Annotated in this window: 18 protein-coding genes, 1 tRNA gene and 1 other annotated feature; of the genes, 3 read left to right on the forward strand and 16 right to left on the reverse strand. The window is 47.7% G+C overall.

Translation table 11 applies throughout. The features are described from left to right. Positions 1-93 precede the first annotated feature (93 nt). From leuD to ilvE, 8 genes are all read right to left on the reverse strand, one after another. On the reverse strand, positions 94-693 hold the full coding sequence (gene leuD, locus P3X63_RS15440; RefSeq protein ID WP_026588145.1) for a 3-isopropylmalate dehydratase small subunit: 600 nt from the start codon (positions 691-693) through the stop codon (positions 94-96). Between the two features lie 15 nt (positions 694-708). After that, positions 709-2,127 (reverse strand): 3-isopropylmalate dehydratase large subunit, encoded by a 1,419-nt coding sequence (gene leuC / locus P3X63_RS15445; protein ID WP_026588146.1) that lies wholly within the window; start codon positions 2,125-2,127, stop codon positions 709-711. 33 nt (positions 2,128-2,160) lie between these two features. Continuing rightward, positions 2,161-3,273 (reverse strand): 3-isopropylmalate dehydrogenase, encoded by a 1,113-nt coding sequence (gene leuB, locus P3X63_RS15450; RefSeq protein ID WP_026588147.1) that lies wholly within the window; start codon positions 3,271-3,273, stop codon positions 2,161-2,163. Between the two features lie 28 nt (positions 3,274-3,301). Continuing rightward, a complete protein-coding gene (locus tag P3X63_RS15455) occupies positions 3,302-4,858 on the reverse strand; it encodes a 2-isopropylmalate synthase (RefSeq protein ID WP_277691358.1) in 1,557 nt (518 codons plus the stop codon). After that, entirely contained in the window at positions 4,845-5,873 is a 1,029-nt protein-coding gene (ilvC, locus tag P3X63_RS15460) for a ketol-acid reductoisomerase (RefSeq protein WP_026588149.1), read from the reverse strand. Before ilvC ends, P3X63_RS15455 begins: the two co-directional genes overlap by 14 nt. A gap of 22 nt (positions 5,874-5,895) precedes the next feature. Then, positions 5,896-6,414 carry an acetolactate synthase small subunit gene (gene ilvN / locus P3X63_RS15465; RefSeq protein WP_026588150.1) on the reverse strand — a complete coding sequence of 173 codons (519 nt, stop codon included), beginning with the start codon at positions 6,412-6,414 and terminating at the stop codon, positions 5,896-5,898. Next, positions 6,411-8,135, reverse strand: coding sequence for an acetolactate synthase large subunit (gene ilvB / locus P3X63_RS15470; protein ID WP_026588151.1), 1,725 nt, complete (start codon positions 8,133-8,135; stop codon positions 6,411-6,413). The genes ilvN and ilvB overlap by 4 nt, the downstream gene beginning before the upstream one ends. Before the next feature lie 152 nt (positions 8,136-8,287). Beyond that, positions 8,288-8,548: a binding site (T-box leader), on the reverse strand. A 3-nt stretch (positions 8,549-8,551) separates the two neighbouring features. Continuing rightward, on the reverse strand, positions 8,552-9,466 hold the full coding sequence (ilvE, locus tag P3X63_RS15475; protein WP_026588152.1) for a branched-chain-amino-acid transaminase: 915 nt from the start codon (positions 9,464-9,466) through the stop codon (positions 8,552-8,554). Positions 9,467-9,922: 456 nt separating this feature from the next. On the opposite strand from ilvE, the gene P3X63_RS15480 reads away from it, so the two are divergent. Next, the gene (locus P3X63_RS15480; RefSeq protein WP_277691363.1) at positions 9,923-10,183 is read left to right on the forward strand and encodes a hypothetical protein; all 261 of its coding nucleotides are present in this window, start codon (positions 9,923-9,925) and stop codon (positions 10,181-10,183) included. 26 nt (positions 10,184-10,209) lie between these two features. Here the strand turns inward: P3X63_RS15480 and gdhA are convergent, their stop codons facing one another. After that, entirely contained in the window at positions 10,210-11,592 is a 1,383-nt protein-coding gene (gene gdhA, locus P3X63_RS15485; RefSeq protein WP_277691364.1) for an NADP-specific glutamate dehydrogenase, read from the reverse strand. A 57-nt stretch (positions 11,593-11,649) separates the two neighbouring features. Here gdhA and P3X63_RS15490 point away from each other — a divergent pair, with 57 nt between their 5' ends. Further along, positions 11,650-11,886 (forward strand): hypothetical protein, encoded by a 237-nt coding sequence (locus P3X63_RS15490; RefSeq protein WP_277691365.1) that lies wholly within the window; start codon positions 11,650-11,652, stop codon positions 11,884-11,886. Positions 11,887-12,004: 118 nt separating this feature from the next. Next, positions 12,005-12,262: a hypothetical protein gene (locus tag P3X63_RS15495; RefSeq protein WP_026588155.1), complete on the forward strand. Its 258-nt coding sequence runs from the start codon at positions 12,005-12,007 to the stop codon at positions 12,260-12,262. A gap of 39 nt (positions 12,263-12,301) precedes the next feature. Here the strand turns inward: P3X63_RS15495 and P3X63_RS15500 are convergent, their stop codons facing one another. The 7 genes from P3X63_RS15500 to racE form a co-directional block, all read right to left on the reverse strand. Then, complete coding sequence (locus P3X63_RS15500) at positions 12,302-12,820, reverse strand: hypothetical protein (protein ID WP_026588156.1); 519 nt, start codon at positions 12,818-12,820, stop codon at positions 12,302-12,304. A gap of 145 nt (positions 12,821-12,965) precedes the next feature. Continuing rightward, positions 12,966-13,039: transfer RNA gene (locus P3X63_RS15505), tRNA-Arg, on the reverse strand. Between the two features lie 102 nt (positions 13,040-13,141). Beyond that, positions 13,142-13,663 carry a YfcE family phosphodiesterase gene (locus P3X63_RS15510; protein ID WP_026588157.1) on the reverse strand — a complete coding sequence of 174 codons (522 nt, stop codon included), beginning with the start codon at positions 13,661-13,663 and terminating at the stop codon, positions 13,142-13,144. Continuing rightward, positions 13,660-14,259 (reverse strand): XTP/dITP diphosphatase, encoded by a 600-nt coding sequence (locus P3X63_RS15515; protein WP_277691366.1) that lies wholly within the window; start codon positions 14,257-14,259, stop codon positions 13,660-13,662. The genes P3X63_RS15510 and P3X63_RS15515 overlap by 4 nt, the downstream gene beginning before the upstream one ends. Positions 14,260-14,280: 21 nt before the next feature. Then, positions 14,281-15,021 carry a ribonuclease PH gene (gene rph / locus P3X63_RS15520; protein WP_077736231.1) on the reverse strand — a complete coding sequence of 247 codons (741 nt, stop codon included), beginning with the start codon at positions 15,019-15,021 and terminating at the stop codon, positions 14,281-14,283. Positions 15,022-15,156: 135 nt separating this feature from the next. Next, entirely contained in the window at positions 15,157-16,266 is a 1,110-nt protein-coding gene (locus P3X63_RS15525; RefSeq protein WP_277691367.1) for a GerMN domain-containing protein, read from the reverse strand. Between the two features lie 180 nt (positions 16,267-16,446). Further along, a complete protein-coding gene (racE, locus tag P3X63_RS15530) occupies positions 16,447-17,268 on the reverse strand; it encodes a glutamate racemase (RefSeq protein ID WP_142246095.1) in 822 nt (273 codons plus the stop codon). Between the last annotated feature and the right edge of the window lie 6 nt (positions 17,269-17,274).

A 17,274-nucleotide genomic window follows, 5' to 3' on the forward strand; every position in this document is an offset into this window, starting at 1 on the left:
TCAACCCGGCCCGCTAAAAACAAGAAAGAACCGATGACAATGTGTTTTGTCCCTTTAGCAAAAAAAGCCTCCGAAAAGGATCGGACAGCTTTTTTATGCTTGAAGCCAGGAGCTTCTTTGCTTCTCAAATTGTTCGATTTCTTCTTCGAGGAGCAATGTTAATGAAATTTCATCATGCCCGTTCAGCAGCATCTCCCGCCAATGCGGATCGACTTCAAAGGTGATCTGCTTTCCTCTGTGATCTGTAATCGTCTGTTTTTCAAGATCGACGGTCATGTTCAAAGACTGGTTTTCGTACTGTTCCGCAAGCCCTTTCCACGTCTCATAAGGAAGGCGGATCGGCAGCATTCCGTTTTTAAAACAGTTTTGATGAAAAATATCGGCGAATGACGGCGCGATGATGATTTTAAATCCATAGTCACCAAGCGCCCATGGCGCATGCTCCCGTGATGAACCGCAGCCGAAGTTTTCACCGGCGATGAGAATCGATGCTCCCTTATATTCGGGCTGATTGAGTTCAAATTCAGGGTTTGGCTCACCGCTTTCCAGGTATCTCCAATCAAAGAATGCAAAGCGGCCGTACCCGGTTCTTTCAATCCGTTTTAAAAATTGCTTCGGAATGATCTGGTCTGTATCTACATTAATTCTGTTTAATACCGCCGCTATTCCGATATGCGTCTTTAAAGGCTCCACTTTCGTTTCACTCCTTTACACAGCTGTTGTCTCTTGATAATGTTTTCTGACATCTACAAAGCGACCGTGGATTGCGGCCATCGCCGCCATTGCCGGACTGACGAGATGGGTTCTCGCTCCTTTGCCCTGTCTTCCTTCAAAATTGCGGTTGGAAGTGGAAGCGCAGCGCTCACCCTCAGGTACAACATCGTTGTTCATGCTCAAGCACATGCTGCATCCGGATTCTCTCCATTCAAAGCCCGCTTCGATAAAAATCTCGTGAAGGCCTTCTTGTTCCGCCTCGATTTTGACGCTTTGCGAACCCGGAACGACGATCGCTCTCACGCCTTCTGCGACTTTCTGTCCTTTGATCATTTCGGCCGCCTGGCGGAGATCTGTCATGCGCGAGTTCGTGCATGAGCCGATAAAGACGTGTTCAATTGTAATGTCTTCAATTTTTTTATGAGGTTCAAGACCCATATATTCATAGGCGCGCAGCGCTTCTTTTTGATCGTCTTCCTGTGCGAATGCCTCAGGTCCCGGAATCGCTGCATCAACCGGGAGGACCATCCCCGGATTGATTCCCCATGTCACCATCGGTGAAATGTCATTTCCGTCCATTACAATTGAGCGGTCGTATTGAGCGCCGGGATCGGTTCTCAAACTTTTCCATTCTGCGACAGCCTTTTCAAATTCCTCGCCTTTTGGTGCGTATTTTTTCGATTTTACATATTCAAAAGTCGTTTCATCAGGTGCGATCAGCCCTGCCCTTGCCCCCGCTTCGATCGACATGTTGCAGACGGTCATCCGTTCGTCCATCGACATGTTTCGGAATACTTCGCCGGTATATTCAATCACATAGCCTGCGCCGAATTTGACTCCGTATTTTCCGATGATGGCAAGAATGACGTCCTTGGCGGTCACACCTTTTTGCAGCTTGCCGTCCACGCGGATTTCCAGCGTTTTAGGTTTTTTCTGCCAGAGTGTCTGTGTTGACAGAACATGTTCAACCTCGCTCGTTCCGATCCCGAATGCGAGTGCACCGAATGCCCCGTGTGTCGATGTATGACTGTCTCCGCAGACGATCGTTTTGCCAGGCAGTGTTAATCCAAGCTCCGGACCGATGACATGAACGATCCCCTGATCAACGCTTGACAGGTCGGCTAAGCGGATCCCGAACTCTTCGCAGTTCCGTTCAAGTGCGCTGACCTGCCGCTTTGCGACTTCATCTTTAATCTCAAACCGGTTCACAGTCGGAATGTTGTGGTCCATCGTAGCGAACGTATTTTCGGGCCTTCTGACTTTTCTATTTTTCTGTCGTAAGCCTTCAAAGGCCTGAGGCGAAGTGACCTCGTGTATCAAATGCAGGTCGATATATAAAAGGTCAGGCTTTCCTTCTCCTTTTTTAATGACGTGCTGATCCCAAATTTTTTCGATGATCGTTCGAGGCATCATCTTGTTTCCTCCCTCTACCAATATCCATTTTCCTTAAACGTAAGCGGTCATGATGTTTGAAATGGCATTGTCATCCGCCAATGCGGCTTTTACTTCCTCCGTGATCGACGTTGTCGTGCAATGCTCAGACCCTCTTGCGAGATCCTTCGTTCTTTTTCCTGAGCGGAGCACCTGATCGACCGCGTGTTCAACGGCTGTTGCTTCCGCTTCAAGACCGAATGACGTCCGGAGCATCATCGCAGCAGACAAAATCGCAGCAAGCGGATTGGCGATGTTTTGCCCCGCGATGTCAGGAGCTGAACCGTGCACAGGCTCATATAAATGAAGACCAGAACTTGACAGACTCGCTGACGGAAGCATGCCGAGCGATCCGGTCAGCATGGAAGCTTCATCACTTAAAATATCGCCGAACATGTTCTCTGTGACAACGATGTCAAATTGTCCGGGATTGTAGATGAGCTGCATTGCGGCATTGTCGACAAGCATATGCTCAAGCTTGACATCCGGAAAGCCTTGGGCGACTTCTTCCGCTGTTTTCCGCCAAAGTTTGCTGGATTCAAGGACGTTTGCTTTATCGACAGATGTGACTTTCCCTTTGCGCCCTTTGGCCATTCGAAAAGCTTCCCTGACAACCCTTTCGATTTCTGATTTTTGATACAGCAGCGTGTCGACGGCTTCCCGTTCACCGTCCTGATTCTCATACTGCATGCTCGGCTTTCCGAAATATAAGCCGCCCGTCAGTTCGCGAACGATGACAAAATCAACGCCTTCAATATGTTCGCTTTTTAAAGGGGATGCTTCAGCCAAGCTCTCGAACACCTTAACAGGCCGCAGATTGGCGAATAGGTCGAGCTGTTTGCGAATCCCAAGCAGCCCTTTTTCAGGTCTCAGTTCAGAAGGATTTTGATCCCATTTCGGCCCGCCAACCGCGCCGAGCAAAATGGCGTCCGCAGCTTTGCAGACAGCGACAGTTTCTTCAGGTAGCGGCACACCCGCCTCATCAATTGCCGCGCCGCCGATCAGACCGTATTCAAATTCGAACTCATGCTGATAATGTTCAGCAACGCTTTTCAGCACATCAACAGCCGCTTCCAATACTTCGGGACCAATTCCGTCACCGGGCAAAAGTGCGATTCGTTTTTTCAAATTAAACAAACTCCTTCCTTCTTAACTGTCATGATCCTACAGCTGCTTGTTTTGCGAAACCTATCGCATTCGATTGGAATATAAGATAACGGTTGACCGCGTTCAAATACGCTTTTGCAGAAGCTTCAAGGACATCCTGGGCGACTCCGCGTCCGCCTGATTCTTTTCCGTCAATGATCACCCTGACATAAACCTGTGCGAAGGCATCCTGCCCTTTGCGGTTGGATTGAATCCGGTAGTCGAGAAGCTGGACTTCTTTGTTCATGCAGCGTTTCAGCGTGTTGTAAACCGCTTCAACGCTTCCCGCTCCCGTCGCTGCTTCCTGAATGATCCGGTCGGTTTCCTGTTCCTTCAGAGAAACAGTAGCCGTCGGAACTTGCGAGGTCCCGTAGTGCACCTGAAGAGAAATAAAATCATAGCCGATTTTGCGGTCTGTCGCTTTTTCTTCGAGAATAAGGGAAATCAGATCTTCATCTGTAAATTCTTTTTTCTTCCCGGTCAGCTCTTTAAAGATTTTGAAGAACTTATTCACTTCCTCTTCCCCAAACTGGAAGCCCAAGGTTTGCAGCTTATCTTTAAAGGCGTGGCGCCCTGAATGTTTTCCGAGCACCAGCGCATCCGTTTTGACGCCGACAAGCTCTGGAGAAATGATTTCATATGTGGTTTTTTCTTTTAAGAAGCCGTCCTGGTGAATACCTGATTCATGGGCGAAAGCATTGTCGCCGACGACCGCTTTATTGCGGGGTACGGCCATTCCGGTCAGCTTGCTCACTAAATCACTTGTCCGTTTAATTTCATTCAATTGAATCGTTGATTCCGCCTGATAGAAATCTTTGCGGATATGCAATGCGACAGCGATTTCTTCAAGAGCCGCGTTCCCGGCCCTTTCGCCGATGCCGTTAATGACCGATTCCACCTGGTCCGCGCCGTTTTCAATCGCAGCCAAAGAGTTGGCGACAGCCATGCCCAAATCATCGTGGCAATGGGCTGAAAGCTGAACTTTGTCGGCGTTTGCGGCATTTTCTTTAATATAGCGGAAGATGTTTCCGTATTCGGCAGGAGTTAAATATCCCACTGTATCCGGAAGATTGATGACATCTGCACCGGCGGCGATCACTTCACTGACGATCTCGGCTAAAAACGGCAGGTCGGTCCGACATGCATCTTCGGCAGACCACTGGACGACCGGGAATCGCTCCTTGGCGTATTTCACCATTGCGACCGCCTGCTCAAGAACCTGTTCACGCGTTTTTTTCAGCTTGTATTTTAAATGGATGTCGGAAGTGGCGATAAACAAATGCAGCCTTGGCTCGGCTCCGTCTTTCAGCGCTTCCCACGCCGAATCGATATCGCCTTTCACAGAGCGTGCAAGCCCTGTGACAGAGCAGTTTTTAATCGTCCCGGCGATTTCTTTGACAGCGTTGAAATCCCCGGGGGATGAAGCGGGAAAGCCCGCTTCCATAATGTTAACCCCGAGTTTTTCGAGCTGCTGGGCAATCGCCAGCTTCTCCTGCGTATTTAAATTAACGCCCGGCGACTGTTCACCGTCACGGAGTGTTGTGTCAAAAAAATTAATTTTTCGCACCGGCTACCACCGCTTCCTTCTTCTTGCCCTGTTTGACAAACGGCATCATTTCGCGAAGCTTTCTGCCGACCACTTCAATTTCATGCTCGTTTTCGCTTGCATTAATCGCGTTGAAGCGAGGACGGTTGACTTGGTTTTCCACGATCCATTCTTTCGCGAACGTTCCGTTTTGGATGTCTTTCAATACTTCTTTCATCGACGCTTTGACGTTTTCATCAACAACGCGCGGTCCTGATACGAAGTCTCCCCATTGAGCCGTGTCGGAAATGGAGTATCTCATGCCGGCCAAGCCTTCTTCATACATCAGGTCGACGATCAGCTTCAGCTCATGCAGACACTCGAAGTATGCGAGCTCAGGCTGGTATCCCGCTTCTGTCAGCGTTTCAAAGCCGGCTTTGACAAGGGAAGTCAGTCCGCCGCACAGAACCGCCTGTTCTCCGAAAAGATCTGTTTCTGTTTCTTCTTTAAATGTCGTTTCCAGAACGCCGGCTCTCGCACCGCCGATCGCTTTTGCATAGGCCAGTGCTTTATCTTTCGCTTCACCTGTGACATCCTGATAGATCGCAAACAGTGCAGGAACGCCGGCACCCTGTTCAAATGTTCTTCTGACAAGATGTCCCGGTCCTTTAGGAGCGACAAGGAATACGTCTACATCCGCCGGTGGAACGATCTGATGGAAATGAACGTTGAAGCCGTGTGCGAAAACAAGTGAATTGCCAGCTTGGAGTTCGTCTTTAATTTCAGCTTCATATACCTTTTGCTGCTGTTCATCAGGAAGCAGCACCATGATGATGTCCGCCTGTGCCGCAGCTTCTCTGACCGTGTATACTTGATGGCCGTCTTCTTCTGCTTTTGTAAAGGATTTTCCTTTTCTGACGCCGACAATAACGTCCACTCCGCTTTCTTTCAAATTCAATGCGTGAGCATGGCCTTGTGAACCGTATCCGATAACCGCCACTTTTTTGCCTGCCAATACGTTTTCTTTGATATCACCGTTATAATAAACTTTTACCATTTCAATCTCTCCCTTTTATGTTTTATACAATAGATATTGTTTTAATAGAGGCCGGCTTTTGCTGTGTTCCCCTTGCAAATGCCGTGGTGCCTGTTCTGGCGACCTCTTTAATCCCGTATGGTTTCAACAATTCGATTAAGGCTTCAATTTTGCTTGATTCGCCTGTCACCTGAACGACGACGCTGTCTTTTGCGACATCGACGACAGAGGCTCGAAACGGCTCGATCACACCGTTTATTTCCGCCCTGCTGGAAGGAGGCGAAACGACTCTGATTAACGCCAGTTCCCTTTGGACGATTGATTGATTCGTAATATCTGTGACTTTCAACACATCAATTTGCTTATTTAATTGTTTTGTCAGCTGCTCCGTTTCTTTTTCATCTGCCACATGGACGACAAATGTGATCCTGGAGATGCCCTGTGTTTCAGTGTGGCCCACCGTAATGCTTTCAATGTTGTAATGCCGTTTTGTAAACAAACCCGTGATTCTGTTTAAGACGCCGGTCTGATTCAAAACCGTCAGCGTGATGATTCTTTTCAAGGTTTCACCCCCACCATTTCATGCAGCCCTTTTCCTGGCGCAACCATTGGAAAAACTTTTTCCGCCTGTGCTACCTGAACATCGATGACCATCGGCTCTTTCGATGTCAAAGCGGCTTCGAGCTTTTCTTCCGCTTCTTCATCAGATGTAATCCGCACACCTTTGATGCCGTAAGCTTCAGACAGTTTGATGAAGTCCGGCTGTGACGTGAATTTTGAGTGCGAATAGCGTTCATCATAAAAGATTTCCTGCCATTGCCGGACCATTCCGAGACAGCGGTTATTCAGGACAACGACTTTAATCGGAAGATTCAGATCATGGATGACGGCGAGCTCCTGAAGCGTCATTTGAAATCCTCCGTCACCGAGAATGGAGACAACCGTTGCATCTTGATCAGCGAGCTGAGCGCCGATGGCCGCTGGAAGTCCAAATCCCATGGTTCCGAGCCCTCCTGAAGTGACCCATCTGTCAGCTTTTTGGAACGGATAAAATTGTGCGGCCCACATTTGATGCTGCCCTACATCCGTTGTCACAATCGCTTCACCTTTTGTAAAGCGGTGAATGTATTCGATCAGCTTCTGAGGTTTAAAGCCTTCTTCCTCATTCTCTTCATACCAGAGCGGATATTCGTTTTTCCAGTCCGCAAGCTGCTGTTTCCATTCATCAGAAGCGCTCGGCTTGCCGTTTTGCTTGATCAGCTCTCTGAGCACAAGCTTGCTGTCTCCGACGACAGGGATATGTGTCTCAACGTTTTTACCGATTTCAGCCGGATCAATGTCAATGTGGGCGACTTTTGCAAACTTGGCGAAATGCTTCAAATTCCCTGTCACCCTGTCGTCAAACCGGGCGCCGATGCTGATCAGCAGGTCGCATTCGTACAGCGCCATGTTGGCGGCATATGTGCCGTGCATCCCCGCCATTCCGAGAAAGAGCGGGTGATCGGCCGGGAAGCCTCCCAGACCCAAAAGCGTATGGGCGACCGGAATCTGCTGCTGTTCGACATAATTTTTTAATTCTTCTGACGCTTTTCCGTGCAAAACACCCGCACCCGCCAGAATGACCGGTTTTTTCGCTCCGCTGACCGCTTCAACAAGCTTTCTGATCTGCAAGTAATTCGGTTCTTTCGTCGGCTGATAGCCCGGAAGATGAATGTCATGGTCATAGCTGAATTCACCTTCGACGACAGCGATATCTTTCGGAATGTCGATTAAAACGGGACCCGGTCTCCCGGTTGTCGCAATGTGAAACGCTTCTTTGATGATCCTCGGCAGGTCTTCGGCATTCCGCACCTGATAGCTGTGCTTTGTAATCGGCATCGTAATTCCGATCACATCCGCTTCCTGAAAGGCGTCAGAGCCGATGACCGATGTCGCCACCTGCCCCGTAAACACAACCAATGGCAATGAATCGATCATCGCGTCGGCAAGACCTGTCACAAGGTTGGTCGCGCCTGGGCCTGACGTGGCGACGACGACGCCGGGTTTTCCGGAAATTCTCGCATATCCTTCAGCTGCGTGAATGGCGCCCTGTTCATGGCGCGTCAGCACATGAAACATGCCTGACCCGTACAGCTTGTCGTAAATCGGCAGAACCGCCCCGCCCGGATAACCGTAGATTACTTCAACATTTTCCTGTTTTAAAGCCTCAATCAGCATTGACGCCCCTGCCATTGTTTGTGTACATTGGGCATTTTCTGCATCCAACTGTACATTCGTCCCCATTTTTCTTCCTCCTTATCAAGTGATGATCATCACTGTTCGTTCACAATTGTTTTGTCATTTTGCAATGTATGCTGTAAAGCATTCGTTTCCAAACTGCTTTTACAGCTAAAAAAGCCTTCCCGCCCACAATTGACGCTGCTCACCTCGCAGGCCAAAGGGGCGAAAAGGCTTTTCTTTCCGCGGTACCACCCTTGTTCACGGCTTTTTACAGCCGCCTTATGGATAATCGCTTATCCGGTTTAATAACGAGTGAACCTTCATGTGTTCACCCGGCCGGCCCTACTAAATCGAGAAAATCGTTCAGGCTGACGCTCAGAGGGGAGTTCACGGCGGATGCCATCACCGGTTCCCAGCACTCCCGGCTCTCTGCAGATGGCGTTTCCGCTGCTACTTATCCTCTTCTACGCTTATCCTATTCAGCTGACACTTAAACTTTGATCTTTGATGTTTACTTTTTCCCCTTCGCGCACGACGCGCTCGCGGAACTTTTCAAGCATCCGGTTTGTATGCACTCCCGGCTTGCCGTCTCCAATCTGTCTGCCGTCCACCTTGACAACCGCGATCACTTCGGCGGCGGTTCCGGTTAAGAACACTTCGTCCGCCGTATAAACATCATGGCGGGTAAACGGCTCTTCTTTCACTTCATAGCCAAGCTCTTCGGCAATTTCTATGATGGCATTGCGCGTAATCCCTTCCAGCGCTCCGATATAGCCCGGCGGTGTTAACAGTTTTCCGTTTTTATAAATGAATACATTATCCGCGGAACCTTCGGCCACATAGCCTTGGTCATTGAGCATGAGCGCTTCGCTGACACCCGCCATCTGCGCCTCGATTCGGACAAGAATATTATTTAAATAGTTTAGGGATTTCACTTTCGGGCTTAAGACATCGGGCCGGTTTCTTCTCGTCGGAACCGTGATGATATCAATCCCAGTTTCATATAAATGTTTCGGGAATATTGCCAATGGTTCGACAATAATAATGACACTCGGTTTTGAGCAATTGTTCGGATCGAGTCCGAGATCGCCCGCCCCTCTTGATACAACCAGGCGAATGTAAGCATCTTTAAGCCCGTTTTTTTCAACCGTTTTGAGAACGTGCTGTGTTAGTTCTTCCTGCTGAAAAGGGATTTCCAGCAAAATCGATTTTGCCGAATCATAGAGCCGGTCCATATGTTCCTTCATTCTGAAGATGTTTCCGTCGTATACCCTGATCCCTTCAAACACACCGTCCCCGTATAAAAATCCGTGATCATAGACCGATATTTTAGCGTCTTCTTTTTTAACGAGTTTGTCGTTTAGGAAGATCCACTGGTCTTTCTGGTCCCCCATGCCCTCTTGCACACCTTTCTGTTGTAAATGAACGCTTTAAACGAGTAAAAAATGATGATGCGGGAACCCGATTTCCCGCCGTCTTCCTCGTGAAAGATGAAATGTTTTCAATTGATTTGTTCTTTTGTTTGAACTCATATTACGCCCCTTTACAGGCAGTGTCAACCGTATTTTTTAAAATTATTAGACAATTTAGATTAATCAATCTACTTGTATACGCTTACATTATTGATATAAAAGGAAACGTAAAAATAAAAAACAATTTTAACTTTTTTCTTTAATCTATACACAATACACAATTCGAACAACGTTTCCTACGATTTTGTTATATTTTATGACACAAAAAATAAACACCGACCTGTTTAATCGGTGAGATTTTTTATCAATCAAGAAGTACAAACTCCATTTTTGTAAATTGTCATAAAATGTTAGAGAAATCAATATAAACGGGGGAATATGATGACAACCTTCATTTCATACAATCCGTATATTCGGATTCCAAGCTGGGATACCCGCCAGTATCCATATCCCGGGTATTTTGGATTTTCCCAGACATACGTGTATAACCCTTCCATGCATGCGGGCCAAACTGTGTTCTATCCGTTCGGCAACGTGTTGACCGGACCCATCCTCGGGGATTTCGGAATTGGTCATACCGGCGTTCCATTCATGGGAGCACACGGATTCACCGGATCGTTCGGCGGTTACAGAATGTAAGGAGGGGAGCAGCAGGCTTCCCCTCTTTAAACAACACCTTGAGCGATCATCGCATCTGCTACTTTGATAAACCCCGCAATATTGCAGCCGTCGATCAGATTCCCGGCTCTGCCATATGCAGAAGCGCACTTTTTACTGCTTCGGTAAATGTCCGTCATGATGGCGTGCAGTCTGGCATCCGTTTCTTCTGCCGTCCAGCGCAATCGCGCGCTGTTTTGCGCCATCTCCAGCGCAGAAACGGCAACACCGCCGGCATTTGCCGCTTTGGCGGGAGCGAATAAAATGCCCGCATCTAAAAACCGCCGGACAGCATCTTGATCACAAGGCATGTTCGCCCCTTCACCGATGGCTTTAACACCATTCATGATCAATGTTTCAGCTGCTTGTTCATCAATCTCATTTTGCGTTGCACAAGGAAGCGCGATATCGCACGGAACGGACCAGACACCTGAGCACCCCGGAACATAGCGTGCTTCAGGATGAGTTTTTACATATTCGCTGAGTCTTTTGTTCTCGCTTTCTTTAAGCCGTTTGACCGTATCGAGATGGATGCCGTTTTGATCATATACATACCCGTCAGAATCGCTGCAGGCTACAACTTTGGCGCCGAATGCAGCCGCTTTTTCCATGGCATAGATCGCCACATTCCCAGATCCCGAGACGACGGCGGTGCTGCCTTTAAAGCTCATCCCTTGGTCTTTCAGCATGTCTTCTACGAAATAGACAAGCCCGTAGCCTGTCGCTTCTTTACGTATCAAACTTCCCCCGTACTCAAGGCCTTTTCCTGTCAATACACCGGCATCATAACGGCTGCGGATTTTTTTATACTGTCCGAACATCCAGCCCACTTCTCTCGCCCCGACGCCAATATCCCCAGCCGGGATGTCCGTGTCAGGGCCGATATATTTGTACAGTTCATTCATGAAGCTTTGTGTAAAGCTCATGATCTCTCGGTCTGACTTGCCCTTCGGATCAAAATCTGCCCCGCCTTTACCACCGCCGATCGGAAGTCCTGTCAGCGAATTTTTAAAAATCTGCTCAAAGCCTAAAAATTTGATGATGCTGGCGTTTACCGACGGGTGAAATCGGATCCCTCCTTTGTACGGACCGATGGCACTATTGAATTGAACACGGAATCCGCGGTTCACCCGGACAATACCCTGGTCATCCACCCACGGAACCCTGAATACAATCATTCGCTCCGGCTCTGCGATCCGTTCCAAAATACGCTGCTCTATATACTTCGGATGCCTCGCGAGCACAGGGACGAGCGAATCAAATATTTCTTTTACCGCTTGAAGAAATTCGCTTTCATGACCATTTCGCTGTCGGACGGTTTCATAGGCTCTTGTCACATAATCTTTTGCCGCTTGCACATTGGTTTGTTCAGCTTTTTCAAGTACATGCACCTTTCTTCAGCCCCTTTTCTCAATCAATGTCTATCGTACATTGGAAGATTTTCTATCATGGTAAATTTTACATCTGAGAAAGGCGTTTCTTCAATCTGGAAAACAGATGAAACCGTTGCTTTTATGAGATGTTTACCAGAAAGCGAAAATAAGCGGGTACTAAGCCTTGGCGGCACTCGCCTTCAAACAGGGGCGGAACGGACTATAACCGTGAAAATGCCGGCCGCATGTTTCATTTTTTCTGCAGTCTGTATGGTTGTTTTCTCCGGTCTGACGCCATTTTTCGTTGATTGACAGATGAATATGCATCCCGGTTTTACCCCGCAAAAAAATGATGATTTCAGCATATAAAATAAAACACATAGCTCCCCGTATTTCAGGGCAACACTATGATTAAAAACGGGGTGTTGTGATGGATAAGAAATACGAAGATTTGTCAAATGTTGAGACGCAGCGAGAATTCCTTGCAGCCGAGGAATTTCCCGAAGGGGCCTATGGAGCCGCGGCGGGCAAAAACGAGCCTGTTGAAAACAAAGAAACGCCATGGCGGGAAGGTCAGCAATATTACAGCAATTTCACATATGAATTCAGAAATCTGCACCAAGGGCTGCCAAGGCAGTATCCGGGTGCACACCCAACTCATGACGAAGATGATCAAAACGAGGAATAATAATCAAAAAGAGCCGTTCTGCACGGCTCTTTTTCAATATTATTGAAGCGGTTGTTGGAAATTTTGATTTTGGTTTTGCTGCTGCTGGTTTTGCTGACCTTGTTGGCCTTGCTGTCCCTGCTGTCCTTGTTGCCCTTGCTGGTTAAAGGACTGCTGCGCCTGTTGCAGCGCTTGGCTCATTTGGTTCATCGCCTGATTTGTCTGGATGCCTTGGAGGGCTTGATTTAGCTGTTGGACAGCCTGCTGAATGCTTTGTTGAATCTGCTGATCCGTTTGCTGCATTTGCTGCTGAGATTGAGAGCTGAATTGCTGGATTTGCTGCTTTAATTGATTGATTCCCTGACTTAATTGAGAGCTCTGCTGGCCGCTTTGACCTTGCTGCTGTGAACCCATTTGAGAAACGGTTTGTTCCAGCTGGGCAAGCTGCTGCTGAATGTTCCCGAATTCTTGGGCGAATTCGGCATCCGTGATATTGGCCCCAAGCAGCTGTTCATGCTTTTGTTTTTGTTGTTGTTGTTTTTGCTTTTGCTGCTGCTGATTTTGCTGTTGTTTAGTCATACAACATCCTCCTTAAAGTTGATCACATCCTTTATCTTTGTCAATCTTGCCGAAAAAATGAAAGGGAATTTTTAGGATGTTGTTTTTTTGCAAAACAAAAGCCTCAAACTCTTGTATATCAAGGTTTGAGGCTTTCTTATGATGACGTCCCAGGAGAGATTCGAACTCCCGACCGACGGCTTAGAAGGCCGTTGCTCTATCCAGCTGAGCTACTGGGACACATTGAACTATCAGCGACAAGATTTATTATATTCGCATTGTACCAGAAAGTCAACAACTTTTTAGAATTTTTTTCATCATGAGGAAGAAAAAAATTCTTCCTCATGATGGCGTCTGAAGTTGGACATGGTTTGCCAAGCTTTCAATTTCCCGTCCGTTTGTATCGTAAAAACGGACGGACACATCGTCTTTGTCAATGCTTAGTATAGCATAAGTTTTGTCTTTCCGCACCCGCGGAAGGCGGATGCTGCCGGGGTTGATCAAGAGTTTGCCGTCCATCAGCTCACTTCCCGCGATATGGGAATGACCGAAGCAGATGATATCGGCGCCGAGCTCGGCGGCTCTATAGTAAACGTTTAACAGCGACTCTTTAATGCCATACAAGTGTCCGTGTGTGAAAAAGAGCTTGTGTGAGCCGATCGGGACGACGATTTCATCTTTAAAATCCCCGTAGAAATCGCAGTTCCCTTTTACCGTCAAGTAAGAGGCAAGGGCCGGGTGGGAAAAATCCAGCTCGGAATCTCCGCAGTGAATGCTGAGATCCACATCATTCTCATGCCGTTCTGCGATCGTTTGCAGCTCATTTTCAAGGCCGTGGCTGTCGCTGACAATCAACACCTTCATTCCGGCTCCCCCTCATCCAATAAAGCGGTCAGCTTTTTCAGCGCATCCGCCCTGTGGCTGATTTTATTTTTTTCTTCGCTTGAAAGCTCGGCCATCGTTTGATCTTTATCCTTGACGAGAAAAATCGGATCGTAGCCAAAGCCGTTGGTGCCGCGGGGCTCTTCGGTAATGTATCCTTCCACTGAGCCTTCAACCGTTTTCGTTTCCTCTCCGGGAACACATAGGGCAAGCGCACACCTGAACCTTGCCGAACGGTCTTCCTTTTCCACTCCTTCAAGCTCATTCAAAACCTTTTTTAAATTGGCGAGGTCGTTTTTCTCTTCACCGGCATAACGCGCGGAATAAACGCCCGGACTCCCGCCGAGAAAATCGACTGAAAGACCTGAATCATCCGCAATGATCATTTTGCCGGTCTCTTTAGAGATGGTTTCCGCTTTAATGATGGCGTTTTCTTCAAATGTTTGTCCGGTCTCTTCGATTTCGTCCGTATAGCCGATATCCAATAATGATTTGACATCGTAGTCTCTCGGTTCGAGCATCTCTTTGAATTCCCTGACTTTCCCTTCGTTTTTTGTGGCAATGATGACTTCCTTCATTCATATCAAGCCTTTCTCAAGTTATTGTTGAATGGACGCCGCAATATCTCCGAGCACTTCTTTTTGTTTGTCGATGAGTTCTTTGATTCCTTTTTCGGCAAGCTCCAAAAGCCCGTCCAGTTCGTTTCTGGAAAACGTCGCTTCCTCCCCTGTTCCCTGCAGTTCGACAAAGCGGCCGTCGCCTGTCATGACGACATTCATATCGACCTCTGCACTTGAATCTTCCTGATAGTTCAAATCCAGAATGAGTCCGTGTTCCTGATCAATTCCTACAGATGTGGCGGCCAGAAAATCCGTGATCGGCATCTCTTTGATTGAGCCGTCTTCTACAAGCCGTCCGACGGCCAAGGCCATCGCCGTAAAGGCTCCGGTGATCGATGCCGTCCTTGTGCCGCCGTCCGCCTGAATGACATCACAGTCGATCCAGATGGTCCGCTCACCCAGCTTCTCCAAATCAATGACTGCACGCAGGGCTCGGCCGATCAGCCTTTGGATCTCCATCGTCCGGCCGGACACTTTTCCTTTTGACGATTCCCTGATCGTCCTTTGATTCGTCGCACGGGGCAGCATGCTGTATTCCGCCGTCACCCAGCCTTTTCCTTCCCCTCTTAAAAAGGGCGGGACGCGGTCTTCTACAGAAGCGTTGCATATGACCTTTGTATCGCCGACTGTGATCAGGACCGATCCTTCGGGATGCGTGATAAAGTCAAGCTCCATCGACATGGGTCTCAGTTCATTGTTCTCTCTTCCATCGTATCTCATGTTTTACCTCCGATTATATGTACATAAACATTCCCAATCATTCCGCTTTACACACATGTATTTGAAAAGCTGAATAAAGAAAGAGGCAGCTTTATACGCTCACCTCTTTTTATATAGTATATCAAAAACCTGCGGTTAAAAACTACCTGTGTTCACCCGGCTCGGCCTTGTGACAGGCTTGGAAAGCTTTTCGCCTTTTTCATTCACAAGCTCGGCTTTGCCATTTACCGTGACGGAAACGCTCTTAATATCCGGAAGTTCGGTCAATGTCAAAACGATGCTGTTTAAAACCTCGTCTGAAATCACTTTCTTTTCGCCGTCTGCACTGCCGTAAATGGCTTCATTAAAGTCGAGGGTGACATGACCGTCTTCAATTTTCGGCTTGCTTTCAAGTTTTACGTTTCCTTGGAAATCCGACAGCAGCCCGCTTTTGAGGCTTGGGCCAACCGTCAATTCTTTAATCGCCGCCGTCACCGGATCGCTTTCTGTGCCTGATGTGCGCTTTGTCACCGGTACATAATACTCACCTTCATCCGACTCCGCCAAATAATAAACGGTCACAGGTTCTGTCGCCGTTATATCGGTCACTCCGGCTGTCTCGATGTTAATACCGTCTTTACGGCTGAGCTCTTCTGAAAGCGGTGTGCCGTTGACAGGCATTTCTTTTAAATCATGGCCGTTCATGCGGATTTTCACTTTATCAATCGAGTTGAACTGGGTCAGTGTCCATGTGATCGCCTGAACGATTTTTTGTTCATCTTCGGCCTTATAGTTTTTAAATTCATTCGAGAAATCGGCGATCGCTGTCCCGTCTTCTTTAATATCGACATTGACGGCTGTGTCCGCCGGAAGCACGGCTCTGAATCCATTCGGCAGTATGTTTGAGACCGGGCCTCCTTCAACAAGGTATTCGAGCGCTTGTTTGGCCGTTCCCTCCTTTTTTGGAAGCGGCAGCGTCTGGGCTGTCACATAACCGTTTTTATCTATCAGATAAAGCTCTCTCATGACTGTATCACTATTTTCTGCAGCTTTATGATCACCGGTCGTTTTGTCTTCTTTGTCCTCTTTCTTGTCTTCCATCTTATCCGTTTGGTCTTGATTCTTCTCCTCTTTTACATATGTGATATCCTGCGGCGGATCTATTTCCTCTGAGGCCTGATCTGACTGAAATAATCCGCACCCGGAAAGAAGCAGCGCGGAAGCTGTGACTGTGACCGCGATTCCTTTCATTCCTTTTTTCAGCATACTTTTCCCTCCTAAGGCAGTTTGTACTATTATGTATACGAGCCCATTTGTGAATTAGACCGTTTTTTAAAAATTCGTTTTCATGTATGAAAGCTTGCTTTAAAAAAGAAAAACCTCTTCTTTTTCAGAACAGGTCTGCTTTAGGGAGAAGATGCAAAAAAGCTGCCGTTTGCGGCAGCTTTATTTCAGTATGCTTGTTTCATTAAGCGAGATACTTTCAACATTTTTCACTTCATATCCAAACCAATCGTTGGCGATTTTTTTAAAGCGGTCGCGTTCTCCGGTTGTTAAAAATTGATGTTCTGGCGGCAGCGGGTTTTGGTTTAACAGTCCGTTGTAGGACAAAATCGTGCTGACCTCTCTCGCCGTCTCATCCCCGGACGAAATGATGCTGACCCGCTCCCCCATATAGCGCTGAATCGGCTCTTTTAAAATCGGATAATGCGTACATCCGAGAATCAGCGTATCAATGGAGGAATCCCGGAGCGGATAAAGGGAAGATTTCACAATCTCATCGGCCGTTTCATCCAAAAATTGACCGCTTTCCACAAACGGTACGAACATGGGACAGGCCAAATTTTCCACCGTCAGATCGCTGTTCAATGAAAGCAGCGCTTCTTCGTATGCTCCGCTTTTGATCGTATTTTCCGTTCCGATGACACCGATCCGCTGATTTTCCGTCACTTTAATGGCGGTTCTGGCGCCCGGCTGCACCACACCGATGACGGGAATCGCGACCTCCCGGCTGATTTCCTCCAAAGCAATCGCCGTTGCTGTATTGCAGGCGATGACGAGCATTTTAATGTGGTGGCGGGATAACAAGTAGTTTGTCATTTCCCATGTATATGACAGGACTTCTTTTCTGTCCCGCGGTCCGTATGGACATCTCTTTGTATCTCCGAGATAAATGATGTTTTCTTTTGGCAGCTGTCTCATGATTTCTTTCGCAACGGTCAAACCGCCAACTCCCGAATCAATGACTCCTATCGGTTGATCCAACAAAATCGC

Origin of the sequence: Bacillus sp. HSf4 (assembly GCF_029537375.1) — a bacterium.
GTDB classification, from domain to species: Bacteria; Bacillota; Bacilli; order Bacillales; family Bacillaceae; genus Bacillus; species Bacillus sonorensis_A.

Bases quoted from the DNA above. Each gene is read 5' to 3' on its own strand.
- leuC (WP_026588146.1), bottom strand. From the start codon at position 2,127: ATGATGCCTCGAACGATCATCGAAAAAATTTGGGATCAGCACGTCATT.
- ilvC (WP_026588149.1), bottom strand. From the start codon at position 5,873: ATGGTAAAAGTTTATTATAACGGTGATATCAAAGAAAACGTATTGGCA.
- P3X63_RS15480 (WP_277691363.1), top strand. From the start codon at position 9,923: ATGATGACAACCTTCATTTCATACAATCCGTATATTCGGATTCCAAGC.
- ilvB (WP_026588151.1), bottom strand. From the start codon at position 8,135: ATGGGGACGAATGTACAGTTGGATGCAGAAAATGCCCAATGTACACAA.
- P3X63_RS15495 (WP_026588155.1), top strand. From the start codon at position 12,005: ATGGATAAGAAATACGAAGATTTGTCAAATGTTGAGACGCAGCGAGAA.
- P3X63_RS15500 (WP_026588156.1), bottom strand. From the start codon at position 12,820: ATGACTAAACAACAGCAAAATCAGCAGCAGCAAAAGCAAAAACAACAA.
- P3X63_RS15490 (WP_277691365.1), top strand. From the start codon at position 11,650: ATGGTAAATTTTACATCTGAGAAAGGCGTTTCTTCAATCTGGAAAACA.
- P3X63_RS15510 (WP_026588157.1), bottom strand. From the start codon at position 13,663: ATGAAGGTGTTGATTGTCAGCGACAGCCACGGCCTTGAAAATGAGCTG.
- rph (WP_077736231.1), bottom strand. From the start codon at position 15,021: ATGAGATACGATGGAAGAGAGAACAATGAACTGAGACCCATGTCGATG.
- P3X63_RS15525 (WP_277691367.1), bottom strand. From the start codon at position 16,266: ATGCTGAAAAAAGGAATGAAAGGAATCGCGGTCACAGTCACAGCTTCC.
- ilvE (WP_026588152.1), bottom strand. From the start codon at position 9,466: ATGGGGGACCAGAAAGACCAGTGGATCTTCCTAAACGACAAACTCGTT.
- P3X63_RS15515 (WP_277691366.1), bottom strand. From the start codon at position 14,259: ATGAAGGAAGTCATCATTGCCACAAAAAACGAAGGGAAAGTCAGGGAA.